General features: G+C 36.1%; 26 protein-coding genes and 1 pseudogene. 5 read left to right on the top strand and 22 right to left on the bottom strand.

Annotated features, from left to right (window positions below; translation table 11 throughout):
* Nucleotides 1-216 precede the first annotated feature (216 nt).
* Entirely contained in the window at nt 217-630 is a 414-nt protein-coding gene (locus tag BMW38_RS04125; RefSeq protein ID WP_092705965.1) for a hypothetical protein, read from the bottom strand.
* A gap of 309 nt (nt 631-939) precedes the next feature.
* On the opposite strand from BMW38_RS04125, the gene BMW38_RS04130 reads away from it, so the two are divergent.
* Nucleotides 940-1,200 (top strand): Arc family DNA-binding protein, encoded by a 261-nt coding sequence (locus BMW38_RS04130; protein ID WP_092705967.1) that lies wholly within the window; start codon nt 940-942, stop codon nt 1,198-1,200.
* 94 nt (nt 1,201-1,294) lie between these two features.
* Here BMW38_RS04130 and BMW38_RS04135 read toward each other — a convergent pair whose 3' ends face one another.
* The 16 genes and pseudogenes from BMW38_RS04135 to BMW38_RS04225 all read right to left on the bottom strand — a co-directional run bounded on the left by BMW38_RS04135 (nt 1,295) and on the right by BMW38_RS04225 (nt 14,269).
* Nucleotides 1,295-1,444: a hypothetical protein gene (locus tag BMW38_RS04135; protein WP_092705969.1), complete on the bottom strand. Its 150-nt coding sequence runs from the start codon at nt 1,442-1,444 to the stop codon at nt 1,295-1,297.
* A gap of 276 nt (nt 1,445-1,720) precedes the next feature.
* Nucleotides 1,721-2,434, bottom strand: coding sequence for a DUF2314 domain-containing protein (locus tag BMW38_RS04140; protein WP_092706142.1), 714 nt, complete (start codon nt 2,432-2,434; stop codon nt 1,721-1,723).
* A 257-nt stretch (nt 2,435-2,691) separates the two neighbouring features.
* The gene (locus BMW38_RS04145; RefSeq protein ID WP_092705971.1) at nt 2,692-3,003 is read right to left on the bottom strand and encodes a hypothetical protein; all 312 of its coding nucleotides are present in this window, start codon (nt 3,001-3,003) and stop codon (nt 2,692-2,694) included.
* Nucleotides 3,004-3,148: 145 nt separating this feature from the next.
* Complete coding sequence (locus BMW38_RS04150) at nt 3,149-3,289, bottom strand: hypothetical protein (RefSeq protein WP_004642928.1); 141 nt, start codon at nt 3,287-3,289, stop codon at nt 3,149-3,151.
* Between the two features lie 211 nt (nt 3,290-3,500).
* Nucleotides 3,501-4,358, bottom strand: coding sequence for an Imm49 family immunity protein (locus tag BMW38_RS04155; RefSeq protein WP_092706144.1), 858 nt, complete (start codon nt 4,356-4,358; stop codon nt 3,501-3,503).
* Nucleotides 4,359-5,106: 748 nt separating this feature from the next.
* Complete coding sequence (locus BMW38_RS04170; protein WP_092705975.1) at nt 5,107-5,613, bottom strand: DUF2247 family protein; 507 nt, start codon at nt 5,611-5,613, stop codon at nt 5,107-5,109.
* 101 nt (nt 5,614-5,714) lie between these two features.
* The gene (locus BMW38_RS04175) at nt 5,715-6,194 is read right to left on the bottom strand and encodes a hypothetical protein (protein WP_092705977.1); all 480 of its coding nucleotides are present in this window, start codon (nt 6,192-6,194) and stop codon (nt 5,715-5,717) included.
* A 12-nt stretch (nt 6,195-6,206) separates the two neighbouring features.
* On the bottom strand, nt 6,207-6,911 hold the full coding sequence (locus BMW38_RS04180; protein ID WP_092706146.1) for a hypothetical protein: 705 nt from the start codon (nt 6,909-6,911) through the stop codon (nt 6,207-6,209).
* A gap of 153 nt (nt 6,912-7,064) precedes the next feature.
* Nucleotides 7,065-7,907: a hypothetical protein gene (locus BMW38_RS04185; protein ID WP_092705979.1), complete on the bottom strand. Its 843-nt coding sequence runs from the start codon at nt 7,905-7,907 to the stop codon at nt 7,065-7,067.
* A gap of 87 nt (nt 7,908-7,994) precedes the next feature.
* The gene (locus BMW38_RS04190) at nt 7,995-8,576 is read right to left on the bottom strand and encodes a TetR/AcrR family transcriptional regulator (RefSeq protein WP_213031098.1); all 582 of its coding nucleotides are present in this window, start codon (nt 8,574-8,576) and stop codon (nt 7,995-7,997) included.
* A 582-nt stretch (nt 8,577-9,158) separates the two neighbouring features.
* Nucleotides 9,159-9,557: a CDI toxin immunity protein gene (locus BMW38_RS04200; protein WP_092705983.1), complete on the bottom strand. Its 399-nt coding sequence runs from the start codon at nt 9,555-9,557 to the stop codon at nt 9,159-9,161.
* 91 nt (nt 9,558-9,648) lie between these two features.
* A pseudogene (locus tag BMW38_RS04205) lies at nt 9,649-10,519 on the bottom strand (metal-dependent hydrolase).
* Between the two features lie 33 nt (nt 10,520-10,552).
* Nucleotides 10,553-11,782, bottom strand: coding sequence for an NADH:flavin oxidoreductase/NADH oxidase family protein (locus BMW38_RS04210; RefSeq protein ID WP_092705985.1), 1,230 nt, complete (start codon nt 11,780-11,782; stop codon nt 10,553-10,555).
* Nucleotides 11,783-11,839: 57 nt separating this feature from the next.
* On the bottom strand, nt 11,840-12,709 hold the full coding sequence (locus tag BMW38_RS04215; RefSeq protein WP_092705987.1) for a metal-dependent hydrolase: 870 nt from the start codon (nt 12,707-12,709) through the stop codon (nt 11,840-11,842).
* A 13-nt stretch (nt 12,710-12,722) separates the two neighbouring features.
* The gene (locus tag BMW38_RS04220) at nt 12,723-13,469 is read right to left on the bottom strand and encodes an acetoacetate decarboxylase family protein (RefSeq protein WP_092705989.1); all 747 of its coding nucleotides are present in this window, start codon (nt 13,467-13,469) and stop codon (nt 12,723-12,725) included.
* A complete protein-coding gene (locus BMW38_RS04225; protein ID WP_092705991.1) occupies nt 13,466-14,269 on the bottom strand; it encodes an SDR family NAD(P)-dependent oxidoreductase in 804 nt (267 codons plus the stop codon). The genes BMW38_RS04220 and BMW38_RS04225 overlap by 4 nt, the downstream gene beginning before the upstream one ends.
* A gap of 107 nt (nt 14,270-14,376) precedes the next feature.
* Here BMW38_RS04225 and BMW38_RS04230 point away from each other — a divergent pair, with 107 nt between their 5' ends.
* Complete coding sequence (locus BMW38_RS04230) at nt 14,377-15,426, top strand: AraC family transcriptional regulator (RefSeq protein WP_092705993.1); 1,050 nt, start codon at nt 14,377-14,379, stop codon at nt 15,424-15,426.
* 180 nt (nt 15,427-15,606) lie between these two features.
* Here BMW38_RS04230 and BMW38_RS04235 read toward each other — a convergent pair whose 3' ends face one another.
* A complete protein-coding gene (locus tag BMW38_RS04235) occupies nt 15,607-16,464 on the bottom strand; it encodes an SDR family oxidoreductase (RefSeq protein WP_213031096.1) in 858 nt (285 codons plus the stop codon).
* A gap of 127 nt (nt 16,465-16,591) precedes the next feature.
* Here BMW38_RS04235 and BMW38_RS04240 point away from each other — a divergent pair, with 127 nt between their 5' ends.
* Together BMW38_RS04240 and BMW38_RS04245 are read left to right on the top strand one after the other, a co-directional pair.
* Nucleotides 16,592-16,951 carry a winged helix-turn-helix transcriptional regulator gene (locus BMW38_RS04240; RefSeq protein WP_092705997.1) on the top strand — a complete coding sequence of 120 codons (360 nt, stop codon included), beginning with the start codon at nt 16,592-16,594 and terminating at the stop codon, nt 16,949-16,951.
* Between the two features lie 106 nt (nt 16,952-17,057).
* Nucleotides 17,058-17,498 carry a winged helix-turn-helix transcriptional regulator gene (locus tag BMW38_RS04245; RefSeq protein ID WP_092705999.1) on the top strand — a complete coding sequence of 147 codons (441 nt, stop codon included), beginning with the start codon at nt 17,058-17,060 and terminating at the stop codon, nt 17,496-17,498.
* 62 nt (nt 17,499-17,560) lie between these two features.
* On the opposite strand, the gene BMW38_RS04250 is transcribed toward BMW38_RS04245, so the two are convergent.
* Genes BMW38_RS04250 through BMW38_RS04265 form a run of 4 tightly spaced genes read right to left on the bottom strand, consistent with a single transcriptional unit; the run spans nt 17,561 to nt 21,172 of the window.
* On the bottom strand, nt 17,561-18,811 hold the full coding sequence (locus BMW38_RS04250) for an NADH:flavin oxidoreductase/NADH oxidase family protein (protein ID WP_092706002.1): 1,251 nt from the start codon (nt 18,809-18,811) through the stop codon (nt 17,561-17,563).
* A 9-nt stretch (nt 18,812-18,820) separates the two neighbouring features.
* Nucleotides 18,821-19,207, bottom strand: coding sequence for a helicase (locus BMW38_RS04255; protein ID WP_092706004.1), 387 nt, complete (start codon nt 19,205-19,207; stop codon nt 18,821-18,823).
* 47 nt (nt 19,208-19,254) lie between these two features.
* Complete coding sequence (locus BMW38_RS04260; protein ID WP_092706006.1) at nt 19,255-20,118, bottom strand: alpha/beta fold hydrolase; 864 nt, start codon at nt 20,116-20,118, stop codon at nt 19,255-19,257.
* 40 nt (nt 20,119-20,158) lie between these two features.
* Nucleotides 20,159-21,172 carry an alpha/beta fold hydrolase gene (locus BMW38_RS04265; protein ID WP_092706008.1) on the bottom strand — a complete coding sequence of 338 codons (1,014 nt, stop codon included), beginning with the start codon at nt 21,170-21,172 and terminating at the stop codon, nt 20,159-20,161.
* A 236-nt stretch (nt 21,173-21,408) separates the two neighbouring features.
* Here BMW38_RS04265 and BMW38_RS04270 point away from each other — a divergent pair, with 236 nt between their 5' ends.
* Nucleotides 21,409-22,212: an oxidoreductase gene (locus BMW38_RS04270; protein WP_092706010.1), complete on the top strand. Its 804-nt coding sequence runs from the start codon at nt 21,409-21,411 to the stop codon at nt 22,210-22,212.
* The last annotated feature ends 28 nt before the right edge of the window (nt 22,213-22,240 follow it).

The raw sequence follows: 22,240 nt of genomic DNA on the forward strand, positions 1-22,240 counted from the left end.
GTAGCGTTCCAACTCGTTTTAGCAAAGTTTCTGTATATATTTAAAGCAATATGTAATAAAAAAAGCCTGCTGTTCAATAAGCTTAAATTTTTTGGATCAACTCTTAATATCATTGAAAATTCTATCCTAGAAGCGTGGCCGCACTGGAACATGAAAGCTGACTTCATTGTTCATACATTACTCCCATTAAAAAAGAGCCTTTCGGCCCTTAAAAATCTAATTTTTACTTTCTTGATACTGCCGGTAAGCAACAATTATCTTCTCTTCAATTTGTAAATTTTCTAAAGTGAAATCATCTTCAATAGACCGTACACTGAAGTTTGTAGGAGCCGATGTACTATGTGAAGGCAAATGCTTTGGAATAGTTACCAATTGGGTTCTTTGGCTTAGATACTTTTCAAGCGCCGCATCCAAATCGGTTTTCTCAAAAAATATATAATCAACATTTAAAGAATTCACTGTAATGACGTCACAACCATAAAAATTATTAAAGTTTTTGCTTAAATCGGTGTTTGGGTCATGCAAGATATCTTCGTAAGTCTGTAAACTGATAAACACTAAATCTGGATTTCTATCATAACGATCATGATAGCTTGTCCTGCCCTGAACTAAATCAATTCTAATCGTCATAATAATTACTCAAGATGTTGAATCTCAAATATATCAAATAAAAAATAAAAAGCCCCGCCAATAATCAATATTTAGTGGGGCCATTTACACCATAACTCATTCAGTAAATTCCACCATCATTAATGCGAACCTGTTTAACTTTTTACAGCCAAAAAGCCAAATATCTCAAGCTAATTCCACCTAATCAACTTTTATATTAATCAATAAGATATCTTGTTATTCTGATATGAGAACAATATACTATTTTCAAATTGTCCTACAATTATCTTCACTTTATAAATAATAATTTATTACATGAATGGAATAAGCATGAAGAACATCAGTGATAGTGAACCGATTCCTTCTCAATATAGCTTGCGCTTACCAAAAGAACTCAAAGATAAGCTTACAAATGCAGCAAATAAAAATCATCACTCTTTAAATAGAGAGATCCTTGTAAGGCTTGAGCAATCATTACTTATAGATCAATGCCCTGAATGTGTTAAATATTTAAAAACGATTGAAAATCATAAAACAATATTTGAGGAGCAATACAAGATGTTTGAAGAATTAAATAAAAAATTAAAGTAGATAATGATATCAAAATACGTTCGCACCAATTTCTATATATTCCAGTAAAGCAAAAAGCCCATCTTCTGATGAGCTTCTTATTTAATTAAGATTATTAAATGCATAAGGCTTTAAATTCTGCTAATACAAAGTTTTTTACTATTTCATCTAAAGTTGGTTTCAGAAGAGCGGGCTTGCTATTTTTTATAGTTTCATACCAATAACTCGCTGCAACTCCCATACTGAACAACGCTAACAATTTCATTGCTCACCTCACTTATTGGGAAAAGTGGAACTTAAAGTATCATTCGCCTTTGTAGCCTTCCAACTCGTTTTAGCGAGGTTTCTGTATGTATTTTAAGCAATGTGTAATAGAAAAGCTGACCTTTATTAGATGAACTTAAATTTTTTGGGTCAATTCTCAAGATCATTGAGAATTTTATCCTAGATAGCATATACCGTATTAGTACTTGAAAGCTGATTTTATTTTTCATAAATTTCACCCATTAAAAAACCCTCCATTAGAGGGTTTGGGTCAAAGCTAATTAAGTAAATTTACAATATTGGTCCACCCCATTTTATGAGCCAAATCTAAAGGAGTCATTGATTGATTATTCACTTCTAACTTATTAGTATTCAACCTTAAAAGTTCTTGAACAAATAAATAATTACCGGCTATAACTTCACGATGTAATAATTGATTACCACTTTCATCTTTTTCAGTAATAATTGTAGGGTCTGTATTTGTAATATTTATGAACTGATCCAAAATACTCTTACACATGGGATGTTCATCTAGATTTTCGGGATAATTTTTCTGGTCATAAACTAGAAAAATTTCATCAGGATTGCCAAAATCAATCCCCCACGCCTCATCATATTCTTTACGATTTACTGCATCTAAAGTTTTACGATATTCTTGAATCGTAAACCCACCATGAACATTGCCATTAGACAAAAACATCCAATCAACTATAGACTCAAATGGAAGCCTTACTGTTTCACCAGCTTGGACATTATCAATAATATAAGGTTCGTTTAACAAAGTTCCTGAAATTGTACTCCCATCAAAATCAACTTGATCAATCCACATATACTCAATCAAAGGTTGATTTTTATCCTCAAGATTTTCTTGGGTAAATGCACATTTCACATAAGCCAGTTCTAGAGCAGGAACAATTCGTCGATATTCCCAATAGAGTTCTCGCCAAAAATATTTAAATGTACTTATAGCTTTCTCAAAAGCTAGAATCATTTCCGGAGATTCATTCTTATGCAATTTATACATATTATCCATATAACAGTTAATTAATATTAAACTTGCTTATATTAACACTATGATAAATTTAAATATCTTGAAATTTCTCCACTATGAACACGAATGTTCAAAAAAAGAGACCTCAGCCAAGACCAAATTAAAGTAGGCGTCGTGGGCTGTAAGAAGTTCGGCAAATTAAAATCAACTATTAAAAAACCCACCGAAGTGAGTTCAATTGCTATCTATAAAAGTGATTAATTACATTTAATAGTCTTATTGAAGGTCTTATAAGTGCCTGTTGTAATTACTTGAGCTGTATATATCTGTTGGCTATGGGTTTGATGATTATTATTTATTTCACTAAAGCCTTTACCATCACAAACAGTTTCAGCCTTTTTGTTTACTTTGTTTTCCATTGCTTCATTAGAACCCAAAATATTAGAAGTGGTCTGAATCATATAATTTCCATTTTCAAGTTTAGTAGCTTGAGCTGGAAACATTTGTGCGCAACCCATTAAAGAAAGAGTGGATGTTTCAAGAAGAATTAGCATAAGGTATTTATTCATAATTTCTTAGTTCATTGAATTGAAAAAAAAATGACAAAATATATTTTTAAATTTTAACAGTCAACAATAAAATAAATAAACACCACTACAATAAAAAAGCCCACCTTCCGATGAGCTTTTTATTTAATTAAAATTATTAAATGCATTAGGCTTTAAATTCTGCTAATACAAAGTTTTTTACTATTTCATCAAAAGTTGGTTTCAGAAGAGCGGGCTTGCTATTCTTTATAGTTTCATACCAATAACTCGCTGCAACTCCCATACTGAACAAAGCTAACAATTTCATTGCTCACCTCACTTATTGGGAAGAGTGGAACTTAAAGTATCATTCGCCTTCGTAGCCTTCCAACTCGTTTTAGCGAGGTTTCTATATGTATTTTAAGCAATGTGTAATAAAAAAGTCCGCAACTTTGAGAGCCTTCTTTAATGCCAATAGTAGTGCAATTTACTGATTGTTAGCCCACTATTTATCTTGGACATAACTAAATTTTCAGAACTTATTTAGTCTTCCTTTTGGGTGACCAATCTTTCCATTCACCTTCAAAAGGAGTGAAAATATCAAATTCGCACATAAATTCCCAAGGCTCGGGATATTCAGATAAAGGCTTTACAGGCAACCATTCTTTAGGTATCCAAGGAGTATCTATATTTAACTGATATCCATTTCTCCATGCTAATTTGCTATAAATTACAGAATGAGTAGCAATAAAATGCTCAGTGAAAGTAAATGCAAATTCAAAATTACGGACTTTGGCAATTTTTGGACTAGTTAATTCAGTCAAAATATTTTCCATTTCACCCTTATCACCATTGGCTAAGGCAAGATAAAAACGATGGTCAATTAAATACTTTTTATCCTTTTTTAAATCAGTTTGCAAAATGAGTTCACAACGTTCACGTAATTTATCCCACTCATGATTAAGAGCTAAGATCAACTGGTACCCATGAAAATCGGGCTTACGTGGATTATCACGGTCTTTAATTGAGCCTAGTCGATCATACGATACTCGGTGCTGGCTATACCAAGAAATGATTTCCTCATTATCTGATAATAATGCTGAAAAATGTTCATATGCTGGAAACCATCCAATAGGGTCAAACTGAATGACCATTCGATTTAACTTCGCAGCAATATAGCACCATTGCTTAAAACCCATTAAGTCATTGTCACGAAACCAAGATACTATTGCATTGGCTTCAGCATAACTTCTTAACCTTCTAATACAAAATGGTATATTACCCTTTTGATTTGAAACAAAATCTACAAACTCAACAATATCTTGATTAAATTCAGCATGTTGCATTACATGTGCTAATGCTTTTTGATATTCTTCCTTATTTTTAATACTATTCATAAAGGCTGATTTTTCCATGAAGGAGCTAATTTTCTTAACATTAAATAAGGGGTTCTTACTACATAACTACAAACATATAAAATCATTAGTAACCTTTAATATTTAATTTACCAATCGCTCTGTCTCCAAACTGCTATTTTTCAACTATTGAGTACTGTTAAATAAAGTATTATTTAAAAATCAAAAAACTATCGTAGATTGCTAATACTCAATAAATTCATGTAATGAATTTATAAAGTGTACAAAATTATCTACTAGGTACAGAATCTTTCTTTTACCCTCATTCATTCCAAAATCATAGAATTCATCGTGTAAAACAAGCACAATCTTAGGTTGATCTTTTATCCAAGGATAATCAGTAATCAAAACAAATAAAATTTCCATCAGGTTTCGATCAAAATCCTATCAATTTTCCAGCATAATCATCATCGCCTTCAGGAAATTGCATTCCTTCTATTCGAGGTTCATGCAAGTATCCTCCTAACTCTACTGTACTGATATTTAGCTCACCGTCAGTATCAACCTTAGAGGTAGTATTTCCGCCAGAATATGTTGAACTTATTTCTCAACATGATGGCATCTATCCTGAAATTTCTAGCTTTGACTATGTTGCTGCAAAATTTTCAATAATTTCTTTATTAATTGCGCCATTTGGATACTGATCCCCAATATCTTGTAGCATTTGATGGTTCTCCACTATTTAAAAAATTTGCCTAATATTCTTAAGTGTCAAAAATCACAAAGTGCTTTATTTGTACTTTAGGGCACTCTTTTGTAAGTAATTTTCCCAATTCTTCATTAAGCGATTAATATTTTCTGCATAAGAATACAATGATGGATTATATCCATCTGTAGGAGGCATATATTTAATAAAACTATCCATTTCGGCTGGATAATCAAAATCTGTATAAATAATTTCTACTTCATCTAAAGGATCTTCAAAACTTGCGCGATTAATCCAAAGCCAGCTAAGAATTACATATAACCATTTTTGATTGGTAATCGCATATTCATCTTCTTTAAAGTTAGGACATAGTTCATTAATAAAAGGAGTGATGTCATTTGATTCAGTGGGTATAAGGAATGACAGCTCAAGTTCAGCTTTAGTATAACTCCCTGTTGATACAATATTTTCTGCTTTTTTTATTGGTATTTCTGAAGTGAGAAGATTATTTTCATAGCCCCATTTGATATCACACCATGAAAGGTTCACCTTTTCATCAATAAAATCAGCAGGTATTGGAAACAACGTCATCTCTTTGTGTCTCTGTTCTTAATAAAAGGACTGTAATTCTACTATGTGCAAAATCTTCACAAGTAATAGTTTATTAATTATCAAGCATATATTTAAAAATATTATAACATTTTCAAATTAAGTCTTTTAACTTCAGCTTTATCACCATACCACCACACTGGTATATCTTTGACTTTAGCTGACATTTCTTCATTAGGACCTAGATCACTTTCTAATGAATAGTAGTCCCCATTTTGATATCTCGGCATAATTGTACTATTTATAAATAAATCATAGCCTTGTTGATAGCAATGTGGACATGAAAGTAAAGAGTTTAAAAACCTTTTAGTATTATTCTCAATATAATTACGATAAAGAGGACCACCATTAGCAGCATATTCTGGCAACTCCTCATTTAAAATAGGATCATTACGCCCAGTTATCCACACAATCGTATTACAATTTGCACATTGCGCCCCCATAGCCTCCGATGGGTGGTAATGATTTGGTCGAATAAACAAAATACCATTTTGTTCAAATCCTTTCTGGTACCATACTCCTATACCCAATTGACTGGCTGCTACCTGATGTAAAGATCTCATAGGTACTCCTTTTTAGAAGAAAAGATAGAATAAAAACATAAATAAACTACCAAGTACTATTACTACCCATGATATTAGTTTAGATATAAATCTATCTTCTTTAAAAAAGAATGGTAAAACCCATTTATTGATGTCTATTTCTCTTAGCCAAGATAAATACCAAGGAAAAGTTAAGGCGAATATAATAGAACTTGTGAACATAGCAACAGATGAAGGTCTCTTGTAAAATTCAGACTCACTCATTTTAAAAAACATTACCCAAAAAATTACTTCTAGAGCGCATAGCAAGACACATAAATAAATATAAAACTTATTCTTCAGATTAGTGATAAAAATTGGGGTTAGTGTCCAGAATGGAAAAATGAATCCAAATCCAAGTCTAAAACCATATAAATCATTATGAATATCAAATAGAAAGAACCGTAGAGGTATTATTACATAATAAAGAGCAAAAAATATAAGGCTTAAAAACTTAACTCGATTAAGAGTGTTAGAGTCAAGGTCTGCAAGAATAGGTTTAGATATTAAATATCCAAAAAAATAAATAGCATAGAAACTAATTAGATAAATAAATATGGAAGAATATGACTCATAGTCAAAAACACCATACAAGAATGAAGATAAAATCCAAAGCAATCCAAAAATAAAGAAATTTTTAGCAATAATAAAAAATGGAGATTTGGTTCTAAGAACTGATGGTTCAATCATAATTTGCACTGCGGTATATCCCATCTATACATAGCCATTTCTAAGTAATGACTATAATTAATTCAAATTTATCAATATATTCGGTAGATATATAAATTCATGCCATTGTATCCTCCTGTACTCCAGCTGTTTGCAACCACACTTTTGAGTAGGTTGATTCAACTACAAAAAATTTATCTGTATCGTTTCAATCAAATCATCACCTATCACTTCAAATACTTTAATTTTTGCAGAACGAGTGTTCATTAAAGGATGATTTAAAGATATTTCCTCTAATTCATCCAATGCTCTTAATTTATTAATCACATGAATTTCAAGTGGCAATAAAGTAAACGGAGGACTAATAAATTTTGGAGGATACTTACGTAAATCATTATCTATTAATTCTTCGCAGTGTAAATTTGCTATATCTATTAGTAATGGTTCTAAAAATACTGAGTCACATGACCAATTATTTATCAAATCTTTAAATTTTCCATCTATTTTTGATTCTAATCTAAACTCTTCATTAATCCATTTGTAATAAGCCCATAATGAAAAATAGTCATAACTTAAAGGAAAGTCAGATAAAAATTGTTGTTGTAAGCAAAACTCCACTTGGCGTGCTAATTTCTTTGCTAAATTTTTATTATTTAATAGAATCGCCCAAAAAAGTAATGCAGAAAATTCTGAAAAATACTTCTTTAACTCATGTACATTCATTTTATCTAAAGGTTTTATTTTAAAATCTTTTAATTGTAATTCTCTTCCCACCTCTGCATACATCAAAGCAAGATTTAAACTATTTAAAGCATCTATATCTGCATTATTATTTTCAATTTTTAAGAATGCCAATTGGGCATAAGATATAGACATACCCACTATATGATGGGGAAAAAGTATGTCTTTCCCATCTAAGGTATCTAGTATATGTTTTTGATCAAATTTTAACGAATACGCCAAATTTTCAATACTATATATTTTATAAGCTTTTAATAATTTATTTAATTCCCTTATTTCTCTCATAAAATAACCTTATTGGCTTTCTATCCATTCAAAATAGTTATAAAGATTTGATTACTTTTAACTTTACTTTAAAATTAGCTTTATAAACTATAATTTATCTTTGTGGAAATACTTATTTAATTTCCCACCCAAAAACCTCTCCACCACCACATCCCTCTCTTCCAAACTGTTCGAGCTTAAAATCTGAAACATCAAACCATCAATAAGATTTAAAACCATGTTGGCATCGGGTTTTAGCGGGCGGTTTTCCAAACTAAAGACCAAATCAAAAATCTCGTGAAGTAGCCATTTTCTATACTCAATTGCCATGTGGTAGGCCTGAGGGTAAAGCTGTTTAATTTCAAAAATGGCTTTAAGCAATAGATAGTACAGACTATTAAAATTGACATGTAAAACAATAATCTCTTTGAGTTTATCGCTTGAGGTTCGGTAACGGCTTGAGTAAATAATTGCCAGCACTTCTTCTTTCAATCGGCTTTTTTGAAAAGAGACGCACCTTTCAATAAGCCTCTCTTTTGAATGAAAGTAGTTATAAAAAGTGGCTTTAGGAATTTTAGATTCTCTGGCAATTAAGTCTACGCCCGTATTGTGAAATCCATAGATATTGAATAGCTCTATTGCGATATGAATAACCTGTAATTTTTTGGAAGATGTTTCTAAAGTTGGCATAGTTTTACCTTTATAAATTCTTGTTGTTTCTAAATGAGAGACAAAAGCCATTACCCTTTCTGGGAGAAAAAAGGCACAGCAAAGCCGTAAAGACTGTGCTTGGCACATCTCAAGTTTTATTGTTGCTAAGTTTTTTAATCGAATTGATTTAAAGCCTGAAAAGCCAATAGCTCATCAAACTGTTTTAAAGTGATTTAAGTTGTATCGAGATAGATTTTGACAGTGACTGCTAATAATTTATGAATGTGCATGGTCCAACTCCTTATTTGGAGTTCTGCCAAAACATTATAAATTATGGTGGCAGAACGGAAGCGGGTTGACGGACTGGTTTCAACTCCAGCACACTCGAAAGTGTCCCACTCCCGTCCTACCGTAACGGGAGGGAACGAGGTGTGCACACAAAACTATTCCTCAGAAGAAATAGTCCTGATGTGGTTGAAATAACGGTCCGTCAAAACCGACTGGCAATGTAGGCCAGCCCGCAAATGGTAATCTGCAATATTTAAGGTGTCAATGTGAAACTGGCTAGAAAATATTTAATTAATTATTGTTTTTCATTTAATTACATATTTAAGAGAAACCTTAAATATGAGGTTTATTTAAGTTAGGATTAAAAGCCACTCTAACGGTGTAAGTTGGAAAAAGTGGTTCTAACAGGATAGTTTCATTAAAAATAAAGACTTTAGGACATAGAGCCATAACATCATATATATTTTCGATTATTGATTTCAGCTTAGAAGTAAAGACTGGAATATTCTGATCATCTGCAACGACATAGACATTTTCATTCTGAATCGTTTGCATGCTTTCTAACAACTCTTCCATATCATCAAAGTCGTTAAAATTCATATTTGTCCATAAAATACTGTTTTGTTTTATAGGATACATATTCAACTTCGTATAAACATCCTCTGCATCTATATCACTAATAATTTGAAAATCATTTTTGAGTGCATTTTTGCATTCTTCAAATAAAGACATATCTTTTACCTAGTTTTCTTTTAACAATTAACAATATATTTCACATTCATTTTATAACTTTTAGCTATTAATTTTTCATACAAGCATTTATTTAATTAAGTTCTTTTATACTTGTTAAAAATGCCAATGCTTGCTCAGTTGATCCTTCATTTAAAGGACTATAATTGGGATTAAAGTAACGCAAACAGGCACCTATTATATTGTCAGCTTTAGGCACACGGTCTTGTCGAGCTGCTCGGAAATAATCTTTAAAACGAAAACGATGCGGTAATTGAGCGTCTTGTTCTACTAGATTTTCGACAGCAACATAAGCCAAAACAATAAATAGAGGGAACGTGAAAAACTGCCGCCCCCACTCGAAGTAGATTGCTATTGCTGAAGTATCTAAACATCGCATCGGCTACTTCACGGTGCTCAACCTCTTCGGCCCCGTGCCATTGCAATAGACGCAACATTTCTACATCTACAGGTGCTTGTTGTAACCCCTCTGCATTAAGAACCCAATCTCCTAACACTCCAGTCAGATGCTCGGCAGCAGCCACCATTGCTAATCGGGTCGTCAACCACATCGACTTTAAGCGTGGACGCTTCAATTCATAGCCTAATGGTTTGGGACCAATCATGTCATTAAATATCCAATTCATCATCTTGGTATAACGACTTAAATCAATACCCAAAGCCTCTATATGCCGAGTTCCTAGAGTGTGCCCATAACTATGAGCACCCTCTTGTTTAATGAAAGCAATGGCTGCCTCTTTAAGTTTTTCATCTTTAATATAAGGCAATGCATCTCTAAAAGTCTGACAAAACCAACGTTCTGGTGCAGGTGTAATCGGGTTAATTGAATTTAATATTTGTGAAACGATTGGATCATCATAAATCCAATGCCTTGGTGTTTCAGCAAAATTAAATACAGGGCGCCGCGGAACAATGACATGGTTTTGTCTGATTAAACTATTCATGATAACAACTCCTTATATCAAAAGCGTTTACCACTAATCCTGAGTCAAAATGTTAAAGCCCATACGTGGACCAAAGGCAATCAATGTATGGATTAATCCTTTAATTGCTTTCGGTTTTTGCCCACTGCTAATACGGCGAAATTGCGCTGCATGCCAACCGAGTTGCAAATAAGCATCTACTGGTTTATATCCAATCGCTGGAATTTTTGCTGGTTTTAATACTGATTTTCCGGCTAGTAGTTGTTTGGCTAAATCGGGCTGTATTGCAAAAGGCCGAGCCAACCCCACCATATCAACCGTACCATTGGCAACAATGTGATTCATAAAATCTACATCACGTAGTCCGCCTGTTAACATCAGTGGTAATTTGCTTTGCTTACGAAGTGCAGTGGCATAGTCAATAAAATATGCATCACGCTGAGCAGAACGCTCAGGCGCATAGCCTAACTGGGCAGGAGATTCATAATTACCGCCTGAAATCTCTAATAAGTCGATCCCTTCTGCTTCTAAAGCTAATGCAATTTTTAAAGATTCTTCCTGACTTAAGCCGCCCTTTTGAAAATCGGCAGAGTTGAGTTTTACGCTTAAAATTTTATGCTTGCCAATCGCTTGGCGAACCGCCCGTACAGTTTCAATCAACATACGTTGTCGGTTTTCAGGACTTCCTCCCCATTGATCGGTCCGAACATTTGAGAGCGGTGACAAAAATTGCGAGAGTAAATAACCATGTGCAGCATGAACCTGTACGCCATCAAACCCTGCTTTAACAGCCAGTTCAGCGGTTGTGGCAAAGCGCTTAATTTGCTCTAAAATATCGGCTTCAGTCATCGCCCGTGGAACACGAATAATATTCATGGCAGGTAAATCAAGCCCAACTGCGGATGGTGCGATCGGCTTTTTCAAAAGTGGTAAAACCGCAACACGACCCGGATGGTTAATTTGCATAATTATTTTGCTGCCATTGGCTTGAGCAGCCTGAGCCCATAACTTATTTGCTTGTAAAAATTGCTCATCTTGCAAAACGACATTTCTTGGTTCAACAAAGGCACGATGGTCAATCATCACATTGCCCGTAACTAACAACCCAGTTCCGCCCCTCGCCCATGCTGCATAAAGTTGCTGTAAGTCTGTGGTGGGTGAACCATGTCGATCTGCCAATTGTTCACTCATGGCCGACTTTGCAATACGGTTGGGTATGGTTATGCCACATGCCAATTTTAATGGTTGCTGTAGCGAAGAATTTGTAAATGTAGACTGTGCCATGGTAATTATTCCTAAAATTGTTTGTTCTGTAGGTGTTGTATAAACATCAACTTTTGATTACTTCAACAGATCTTCATTGAAATATTGCTTTTTTAATAAGTTCATCATGTCCCGATTGTCATGCTGCCAAGGATGAAAATCTGCGGAGAAAAAATCGCGATAATTTTTACCAATACGTCTGACTAGACCTTGTCCTCCAAACAAATAACGAAAACCTTCATAAAGTTCTTTTAAATCTCGTTTTTTTCCAGAAGCTCGTAATAGTTCTGCTGTTCCTCTGGTGGTAATAACAAGAAAAGAAAGCGTGGTTTCTATCATGACCCATCGTAAGAAATAAGGTCTATTGACCAAAGACTGATATACATCAAAAGCCACAGCTTTATGTTCTGTTTCCTCAATCGCGTGCCATGCCCAAATTTTTCTTACATGGGCATTAAATAATTCTAAATCTTGGGGCGCGGTACTAATAAAATAGTCAGCTAGAATTGCTGTGAGGTGTTCCATACATACGGTGCATGCAAGCTGATGAGCTGTAGAGAGTTGCTCTTGCATTAAGCGATTCATCTTTTTAAAGCGCTTATAAATTCGGTCTACCGGATAGCCCTTTTTCAGCATGACCGCATTGAGCGCGTCGTGTTCTTTACCGTGATGTGCTTCTTGACCAATAAAAGCACGGACTTGTTTAAGCAGAACAGGATCTTCAATTTTTGCCTGATAATTACGTACACTATGAATAAATTGACGTTCACCATCTGGAAATGCACTCGATAATGCAGTCAATAACATTGTGAGTAAGGCATTGTTATTAAACCAGAACTCAGGAATTTCATCTGGAAAGTTAAAATCCATTGTTCTTACAGGAATATCAATTGAAGCCGAAATTTTAGAACAATCTTGTGTTTGTTTTGACTTAAAGAATGCATTCATCTTTATTCTCCAGCTATAAAACGCGAGGATTAAATTGGCGTAATAAAAATAATGGTGTACGTAGACGAGGTATTTGAATTGGCGGAATTAACCCACCCGACAAATCAACTCGATGCAATCTTGCTTCAATGACTTTGCCCAGCCCCATATTATGTAAAGGATCATTTTCCGTACCCCTAAAACGTAAGTTCATTTCTACACGACGAACTTCAAGTGGATGTTCTTTAGGGGTAAATCGGACCTCACGTGGTAGCCCAAGCCCTAAACCGCCTGTGATATTACGGTGTGGCAGTCCTAAAATTGGAGGTGCATCAAGAATGACTTCACCAAGCTTGGCATCCATTTCAATGAGTGTGGTACCACGGCGTGAGGCATTGCTAACAATACGTTTGCCATCATTTTCCCAACTGATCTCACCCATCTTTTTAGGATAGCCTAGCAACTCACGTCCAATAATCATGGCGCGATCATCGTCTAAAATCATCCAAGGACAAAAGATTCCTGTTTTATTGCCTACCTTAATATGAACGAATAAACCCGCTTCATGGTAAGCACCCGTATAGACATTTTCTGGGAAATAAGCACAGAACAAATCAGCTCTTGCAGGTTCCGCCAATTTCATTCCAGACGGTAACCAGCGAGCCATGATTTTTTCATCAATTTCAACAACAGCCGTTAAGTACTGGGCATTGTGATACAGCTTATTTCCAAGATTGGCCAAGCCCACTGGAACACTTAAATCATTGATGAGTTGTCTCATGATTTTAATCTCGAAAATACTTGTTTCAAAATGGGAAGCAAAATGATGCGCGGGGTATAACGTCCCCCAAAAGTTTGAGCCTGTGCAATAAAACCGGGAATCACGATACGACGATTGCAATCCATACCTTGAATCGCTTCTTTAGCCACCCTTTCAGCCGTCACCCAAACAAAATTTCCACCAACTCCATCAATTTTGCCAATACCAGCAACTTCATTAAAACCTGTTTTAGTAGGCCCTGGAGCAAGTAAAGTACAAGTCACGCCTGTACCTGTTAGCTCGCTATGTAAGGATTCTGCAAATGAGTTTGCAAATGCTTTAGTTGCCGCATATGTGGCATTTGCCGGAGTGGGTTGATGACCAGAAGTAGAACCGACAATAAGTATTGCTCCGGATTTTCGTTTGAGCATTTGTGGCAACACAGCTAAAGTCAGGTCGTGAATTGCCACACTATTGACTTCAACCTCTTCGCGCTCTCGATCTGCATCTAACTCTTGAAGTCGTCCAAAAGTCGCAAAACCTGCGTTATTACAAAGAATGGAAACCTCAATACTTTCTAAATACTGACGAAACTTAGCTCTAGCTTGTCTATCTCCCAAATCACATGGATATAAATCTACAGATATTTGATATTGAGCTTTTAGTTTTTCAGCCAGTACTTCTAATTTTTCGACACGGCGAGCAACTAAAACTAAGGAATAACCTCGTAAAGCAAACTGTTTTGCTAACTCTTCTCCAATACCAGATGAAGCACCTGTAATCACAACGCGAGCTGAGGCTAGTGGAATAGGTAGGCTCATAATTCTTGCTCAAAATAGAATAAATTGATTATTCCGAAGTTTTGACTTGAGCGTGAGATGTAGATCAGACATACTGATAATCATTTTCGGCCACAACAAAAAACAATATGAAAGATCCCTATGGACTATCTAAGGCCAGCATTCCTATTTCTTATGCTCATTTATTATTAGAAATTATGGTAGACAAAGGGTTTTCAGCCCTTGAGATTTTGAAAAAAAGTAAAATCCCCTTAACGCTTTTAGATCAATTAGATGCCCGAATTACCCCTATGCAATGGTCTAAACAGGCATGGGAAAGCTTAATACTGTCAAAAGATTCAGGCTTGGGATATGAATATGGAATAAAACTGCGTTTAACTGCCCATGGGTCAATGGGATATGCCTTAATGAGCAGCCGCAATTTACGACAGGCTATTGAGGTTTCAACACAATTTTTTAATATGCGATTAAAAGATTATGGGATGACTCTGCTAGACGATCATGACTTTTTTATTATTGAAATTAAAGAAAGTCACCCTGTTGTCAGCAATCAACCCGCACAAATAGAAATGCTGAGACGTTTTTTTTATGAATGTTTGATGATTGGCGTGATTCAAGCTAGTCAATTTTTGATAGAGCATGATTTAGCTGATATTGAGTTATGGGTGGACTGGTCAGAACCTAGCTACCACAAAGCTTATCAACATTTATTGCCTACTATTCATTTTAATCAAACGACTAATCAAATTCGATATAAAAAACAGCTTCTAGACTTACCTATTAAAATGGCAGATCCAATTGCTTTCAAACAAGCTCTAGCACAATGTGAAGCTGAACAACTCCGCTTTTCCGAACAAATTAAAGATATATGCCTGACCGTAAAAGCAGAGTTAAACTTAAAACCCCAAGTGGGCTACCCCACTTTTGATGAAATTGCCGATCGCTTAAATATGTCTAGTCGGACACTGAGACGTCACTTAAACCAAGTCGGTTCTTCATATCTGCAATTGTTAGAAGAAGTACAACAAAAAGAGGCTGAAAACTTATTACTTAATAGTGATATGGAAATACAAGAGGTAGCTGTTTATCTGGGCTATATACAGCCGACTAATTTCACACGGGCATTTAAGAAATGGACTGGAATAACGCCAATCCAATTTCGAAAGAAAGAGATATAAAAACTAAACTATCACAAACAAATGTGTGCATCTTGCTTTAAAGCATTTGATTTGGTTGTTATTTACTGACTCAATAACTTGGTCTACCCCGACTTTATGAAAGTTGTATTTATTAAAATATACAAAGGCCTAAATCAGAACGATTTAAGCCTTTTTATTTTTTAGGTATATAGCGTCGATTTAAGATAAAAATTCTTTAATCGTCTCTTGCATAGTTGTAGTGGCACGACCAATTAACTGGTGCAGCTCTTTACTTTCACTATGCAAGCCACCTTTAGATACGCCTTCATCTGAATCTGCCAAGATATTGGCAAAGCCTTCTGGTATACCCAATTGTACCAAAAGCGCTTTATATTCTTCTTCTGGTAAGTCTTGGTAAATTATTTCTTTTTTGCTGATTTCACTTGTCCATTTTGCAACTTCATCAAGGGTATAGCTCGTATCACCTGCTAATTCATAAACTTTATTTTCATGCCCTTCTTGAGTTAATACTACAGCGGCAGCAGTCGCATAATCTAAGCGTGAAGCAGAAGCAATTTTACCGTGATGCGTTGCCCCAAAAATTTTGCCATGCTCAACTGCTTGGGCAAGTCCCATCGCATAGTTTTCGCTGTACCAGTTATTACGTAATAATGTATGTGAAATATTCGATGTTTTTAAATATTGTTCAGTCTCTACATGTTCTTGTGCTAATAGAAGCGGTGATGTATCTGCGTTTAATAAACTCGTGTAAACAATAAATTTTACCTGTGCAAGTTTTGCCGCATTAATCACATTTTGGTGTTGTACTGTACGTTGACCAATTTCATTTGATGAGATTAATAAAAGCTTATCAATACCAGCCAATTGAACCGAAAGTTTATCTGCGTCTTGAACATAATCAAAAGCACGAACTTCGATCCCTTTTGAGCTTAAATCTGATGCTTTTTCTGGATTGCGAACTAATGCCACAATATTTTTTGCCTCAGTACGTTCGAGTAATTGAGAAATAACCAATTGGCCGAGTTGACCTGATGCACCAGTAACTGCAATACGCATGATGATCTCCATCTGATGTAGTTGATATCTTTCAATCATCGTAGTACCTTAACTTACTAAAAGTAAGTACTTACCTAAAAGTAAGTTTAGAAACAAATGTAAAGTTTTGTAATTAAGGTGGTGCGCGATGAAAGGATACGTTTTTTCAGCAGATTGTCCCTCTCGGAAAATTTTGTTAACACTCACTAGCCGCTGGAGTGTCTTGATTTTAGTGGCACTTCGAGATCAACGTCTGCGCTTTAATGAGTTAAAAAAACTAATTGATGGCATTAGTGAAAAGATGTTGGCACAAACCTTAAAAACGCTTGAGCAAGATGGTTTTATCGTGCGTCAGGATTATGCAGAAATACCGCCTCGTGTAGATTATCAATTAACAGACTTTGGACGGGAGGCTTCCGAACGACTTTTTGATTTGACGACTTGGCTTGAAAATAATTTATCCAAATTATTAGAAAATCAGCCGAGTGCAGATATCGTTCAAAATTGACTCGGGAAATAAAAGTATTATCGTATATTAAACATTCAAACTGGTTTCACTCACCACTTTATGTTAGTATTATTTTAGTAGTTACTATTAAGTTTATTAATTCGATATGAGTAAAAATAGCAATCTTGAAGTCTGCCCAATCGCTAGAAGTCTTTCTGTTCTAGGTGATGCATGGAGTATGTTGATTTTACGTGATGCTCATGCGGGTTTTACACGTTTTGATCAGTTTCGTAAAAGCTTAGGTATTGCACCAACCATGCTAACTAAACGTTTGTCTGTTTTGGTAGAGGAAGGCTTACTCGAAAAAAGACAATACTCTGAACATCCGCCGCGTGAAGAGTACCTATTAACTCAAGCCGGTAAAGATTTTTTACCTGCTTTATTTGTGATTGGCGCATGGGGCCGAAAATATAAACCTTATGGCCAGCCCGAAAAAATGGTGACTTTTCTTGACGCAGAACAAGGCACTGAGATTAAACCGATTGTGATTGATCAAATAACGGGTGCCGAGATTGGTACTCGCCCTATTCGCCAAAAAAGCGAATAATATTTTAAATAAAAAGCACTCAATTGGAGTGCTTTTTATTGTGCCTATTTAAAGTAAATCAGCTATTTTGCTCGGCTACGTTGGGTTGCATAAGTTCCCCAACCATTACGTAAAACAGATTTAATAAATGCCCATAAACCACTTTCATAAGGTTTTGGCTCTCTACCTTGACCTATGCGTTTTAATTGTTGGGTGTACCAAAGTACTTCCATAACGCCTAGACTATCAACCTTCTTAATGCCTGTTTTGATGGGATGCACCGACCGAAGACCATTTTTGCCCGCCAGCAAATATTTAGGTACATCAGGTTCAATTGCCATAATTCTTGCAATCCCAATGACATCACACGCTTGAGACTGCAAAGCTTGATTCATACCTTCTACGGTCCGAAAACCACCTGTAACCATCAGTGGTGTTTTTACGAGTGTTCTTACTTTTTCTGCGAAATCAATAAAGAAAGCTTCACGTGCAATTGTCGAAGCTTTTTGTGGTGCTTTGGCTACTCCTGATTCATAAGTCCCACCTGATATTTCAATCAGGTCGATACCTGCATCTGCTAAAGCCTGAATGGTTTCTAAAGAGTCTTGCTCAGTAAAACCACCTTTTTGAAAATCTGCCGAGTTAAGCTTAATTGCAATTGGAAACTCTTTACCGACTTGTTTTCGGATTTCTGTATAAACTTCCATTAAAAAACGACGGCGTTTTTCAGGCGTACCGCCCCACTCATCGTTTCTTAAATTATGCAAAGGCGACAAGAACTGGTTAATGAGATAACCATGTGCAGCGTGAATCTCGACGCCACTAAATCCAGCCTTTTGACATATGGCAGCACTACGACCAAAACGCTGAATAATATCTATAATCTCTGCATCTGTGGCTTCCTCAGGCGTCGCAAATAAAGATTGCATTTCTGGCCCGAACGGCACTGCCGATGCAGAAATATTACGTACATTTAATCCTTTCGTTGATTGTTTTCCCGGATGATTTAACTGTGCCCACAATTGAGAACCTTGATCGGTCACGGATTTTGCCCATTTTTGTAAAATCGCAAAATCACGCTCATCCTCAACAACAACATTCCCAGCCTCACCCAAGGCACGTCGGTCAATCATAATGTTGCCACTGATGATCATCCCAATTCCTGATGCAGCCCAACGCTGATATAACCGAACATGTTTTTCGGTTGGATTATTTGAATAGGTAGCTAAGGTTTCACTGGTTGAAGCCTTCGCTAGTCGGTTTGGAATGCTGAAGCCATTTGGCAACGTTAATGGCTGATTCAAAAGATTGGCTTTTAATTGCAGTTGAGTCATGGTCTTATCTCACACAGTTAAAGATGGTTTTGAATGAGGTTGAATAAAGTCCACTAAACTTTGAAACCACATCACATCCACAAAATTTCCGCTAATCACAAGGTCTTGTGTTTTAAGTGCCGTTAAAAACGTATTCACGCTATCTTTAGCAGACAATACGGCGAACCCCTTGCTACCCGTTTTAAATGTAAAAATAAAACTGGGTGACTTGGTTAGCCCTGAGTAAGAGTTAATCTTGCCGTTTTTCACTTCGAAATAGCGCCCTTCACCATTTGCAGTTTGAATCTGAAAGGTGACATTTTTGTCATTCACATAGGCCGCACATTTCGGATTCTTTTTTACAGCACGCTGCATGAGCTTGGTCAGCATCCACAGCAATAATTTAAATTTCATCATTTTTATCTTCTTGATTCATCAAATTGAATGGACCGAACTCATGGGCATTATTCATCTAAAAACTGTATTGCATGTTTTACGAAGCGTTCAGGGTACTGAAATTGGGCACCATGTCCTGCATCGGGATAAATAAATAGCTGCGCGTTTGGAATGTTAAGTGCCATGTGATATGAGTTGATGGTCGGAATCATCACATCATCTACACCATTTAAAATGAAAGTAGGTTGTTTAATCTCACGTAAATGTGCAAAAGGATCTTGTTCATCAAGTTTAGGTAAAAAATGCATATTAGCTTCTATCTGTGCCTGCATGACTTCAACTGAACTCGCCGGATCTTGATCTTTACGTTCATGTCGACGTTGCCAAAATTCACGACCCGCTTGAATCGCAGCTTCAGAGCGGCCAAAAAATAAAAAGAGAAAGTCTTCTTCAGACGGCACAGCAGTTGTGGCATGTTTCAATACCAATGCAGCCACTTCTGGGTCGTCACCTCGTGGTTTCCCACCTCTTGGCCCTGTACCTAAAAGCATCAGCTTTCTGACGAGTTCAGGATGACGGCGTACTAAGTCTTGTGCCTGAAATCCCCCGAGTGAAAAGCCTAACAGGTCAACTTGTTTTAAGCCTAAAGCACGAATGACTGCTGCCGCGTCGTCTGCCATATCCTCAATGCGAGTACGGGGCTGGCCTGTAGATGAAGCAATACCTCGACCATTAAACAAAATGACTTCACGCCCTTCTGCCAAACCATTGGTAATGATTGGGTCCCAATTGTCTAATCCACCGCGGAAATGCTGGAGAAAAAATAACGGTGGTTGCTCTGTATTTGCATTCCCCCATCGACGGTAGGCAAAATTTGCTCCATCTACTTCAATGAATTGGGTCTCTGCTGTTTGGTGAGTAATAGTAGTCATTATCTTTATCCTAAATTTAAGTTTCTGATTAAGCTAATTTTTATTTAGCTAAAAACGTGAGGGATTGTTTTACAAAATCTTCATGAAACTGAAAAATTCCACCATGACCTGCATCTGGATAGATGACGAGTGAGCTATTCGGCAAACGTTTTGCCAAATCGTAAGTATTTACTGTTGGCACCATTCGGTCATGATCGCCATTGCCAACAAGAACAGGTTGTTGAATTACAGAAAGGTCAGCAGACTCTTTATTTCCCCATTTTTTGAGTGCTTTAAGTTGGGCACGATAGGCAGATATGGTGATTTCTTTATCACGGTTTTCAGTACGTTCATTAATACGTTGAATAAACTGTTTTGCCGCAGCTTTACCATTTTCTGTACGCGTGAAGAAAAGATAAACTTTAGGGTCTTGACCAGTAGCCATTCCACGGACTAGATCCCAATTAGAAATTCGTCCGACTGTACTAATTCCTGTACCGCCCGCAGGACCAGTTCCCGATAAAATCATTTTTCGAATCAAATTCGGCTGTTTTAGCGCAATCTCTTGTGAAATCATGCCGCCCATCGAGAAGCCAAATAAATCAACTTGCTTAAATCCTTTTGCCTGAATGAAAGCAATCGCATCATCTGCCATCTGCTCAATCGACTGGGCTGGTTTACCTGTAGAAGCACCAACACCACGATTATCAAACACCACCACATGATGTTTAGCCGCAATTCCATCAATAATTCGTGGGTCCCAATTATCTAGAACAGCCGCCAAGTGATTTAAGAAAATGACAGGTGTTCCACCGTTTTGTTGACCGTATTCTCGGTAAGCGAAGTTAACGTCACCTGCACTAATAAATTGAGTGGGTACATTCTTCCAATTTGTATCTTGCTGAGCGTTTTGCCCTGCTTGCGGATTGCTAACAGCACTTGATGACACTTTATGTGCCTGAATAGATGCTTCATTAAAAGAAACCGATGGCACAACCTCTGCCTGAGTTAAGGGAGCACTAAAAATAGATACCGCCGTTAAACTCATAGCAACTGTATTTAATAAAAACTTCATTTCTCTGATCCTCAAATTTAATTCATTGATCTGATTTATCTGTTTTTTATGAGTGATCTTTCAAAGGGAGAAAAGATAAAAAACAGAGTAAGTATCAATTTAATACTAACTATACATAGGTAAAATTAGATTGTCACTATCTTTTTAGTAGTAACTATTTTATTTTTAGATTATGATGAAAAAATCAAGCCGGAATTCATTCGTTCAGGCGACAAAGTTTAAGTAAGGAACATGATATGACTAGCAAAGTAGTTCTCATTACAGGCGCATCTTCGGGTATTGGTTTAGCGACCGCAGACCTTTTACAGGAAGCAGGATTTATTGTTTATGGCACAAGCCGCCAAGCGAAAAACTCATCAAACTATAAATTTCATCTGATTGAGCTAGATGTAAATCAAGACGATTCGGTCACTCAAGCCATTGAAAAAGTAATTGCAAATGAAGGCCGAATTGATGTCTTAATTAACAATGCTGGGTTTGCAATATCGCCTGCTGGTGCTGAAGAAAGCTCAATGCAACAAGCACAAGCTATTTTTGATACCAACTTCTTCGGCGCTGTTCGAATGACACGTTCAGTAATTCCACATATGCGTGAAAAACGTTCAGGGCTGATCTTAAATGTCAGTTCAATTCTTGGACTTGTGCCTATGCCTTTTAGCGCACTTTATTCTGCGTCAAAACATGCGCTTGAAGGTTATTCTGAATCTTTAGACCATGAATTAAGGTCTCAGGGCATTCGTGTATCTCTTATTGAACCCGCTTACACCAAGACTTCTTTAGGAATGAATTTACTTGAAGCCGACAATAAAGTTGCTTTTTATGATGAAGCACGCAAAAAGTTACATCGACAAATGATTAATTCAATTAATAAGTCGGATGACCCTAGTGTGGTTGCCAATACAATTTTAGATGTGATTCAAAGTCAACATGTCGTATCTCGCTACACAGCAGGTAAAACTGCAAAAAACTTAAAAGCGTTAAGACGATTTGCACCAGCAAAGATCTTTGACAAATTAATTCAGCGCAGCTTAAAAGTTTAGAGCAAACTTAAGCTTATAAAACATTAAA

The organism is Acinetobacter sp. yr461, assembly GCF_900110445.1.
GTDB lineage: Bacteria > Pseudomonadota > Gammaproteobacteria > Pseudomonadales > Moraxellaceae > Acinetobacter > Acinetobacter calcoaceticus.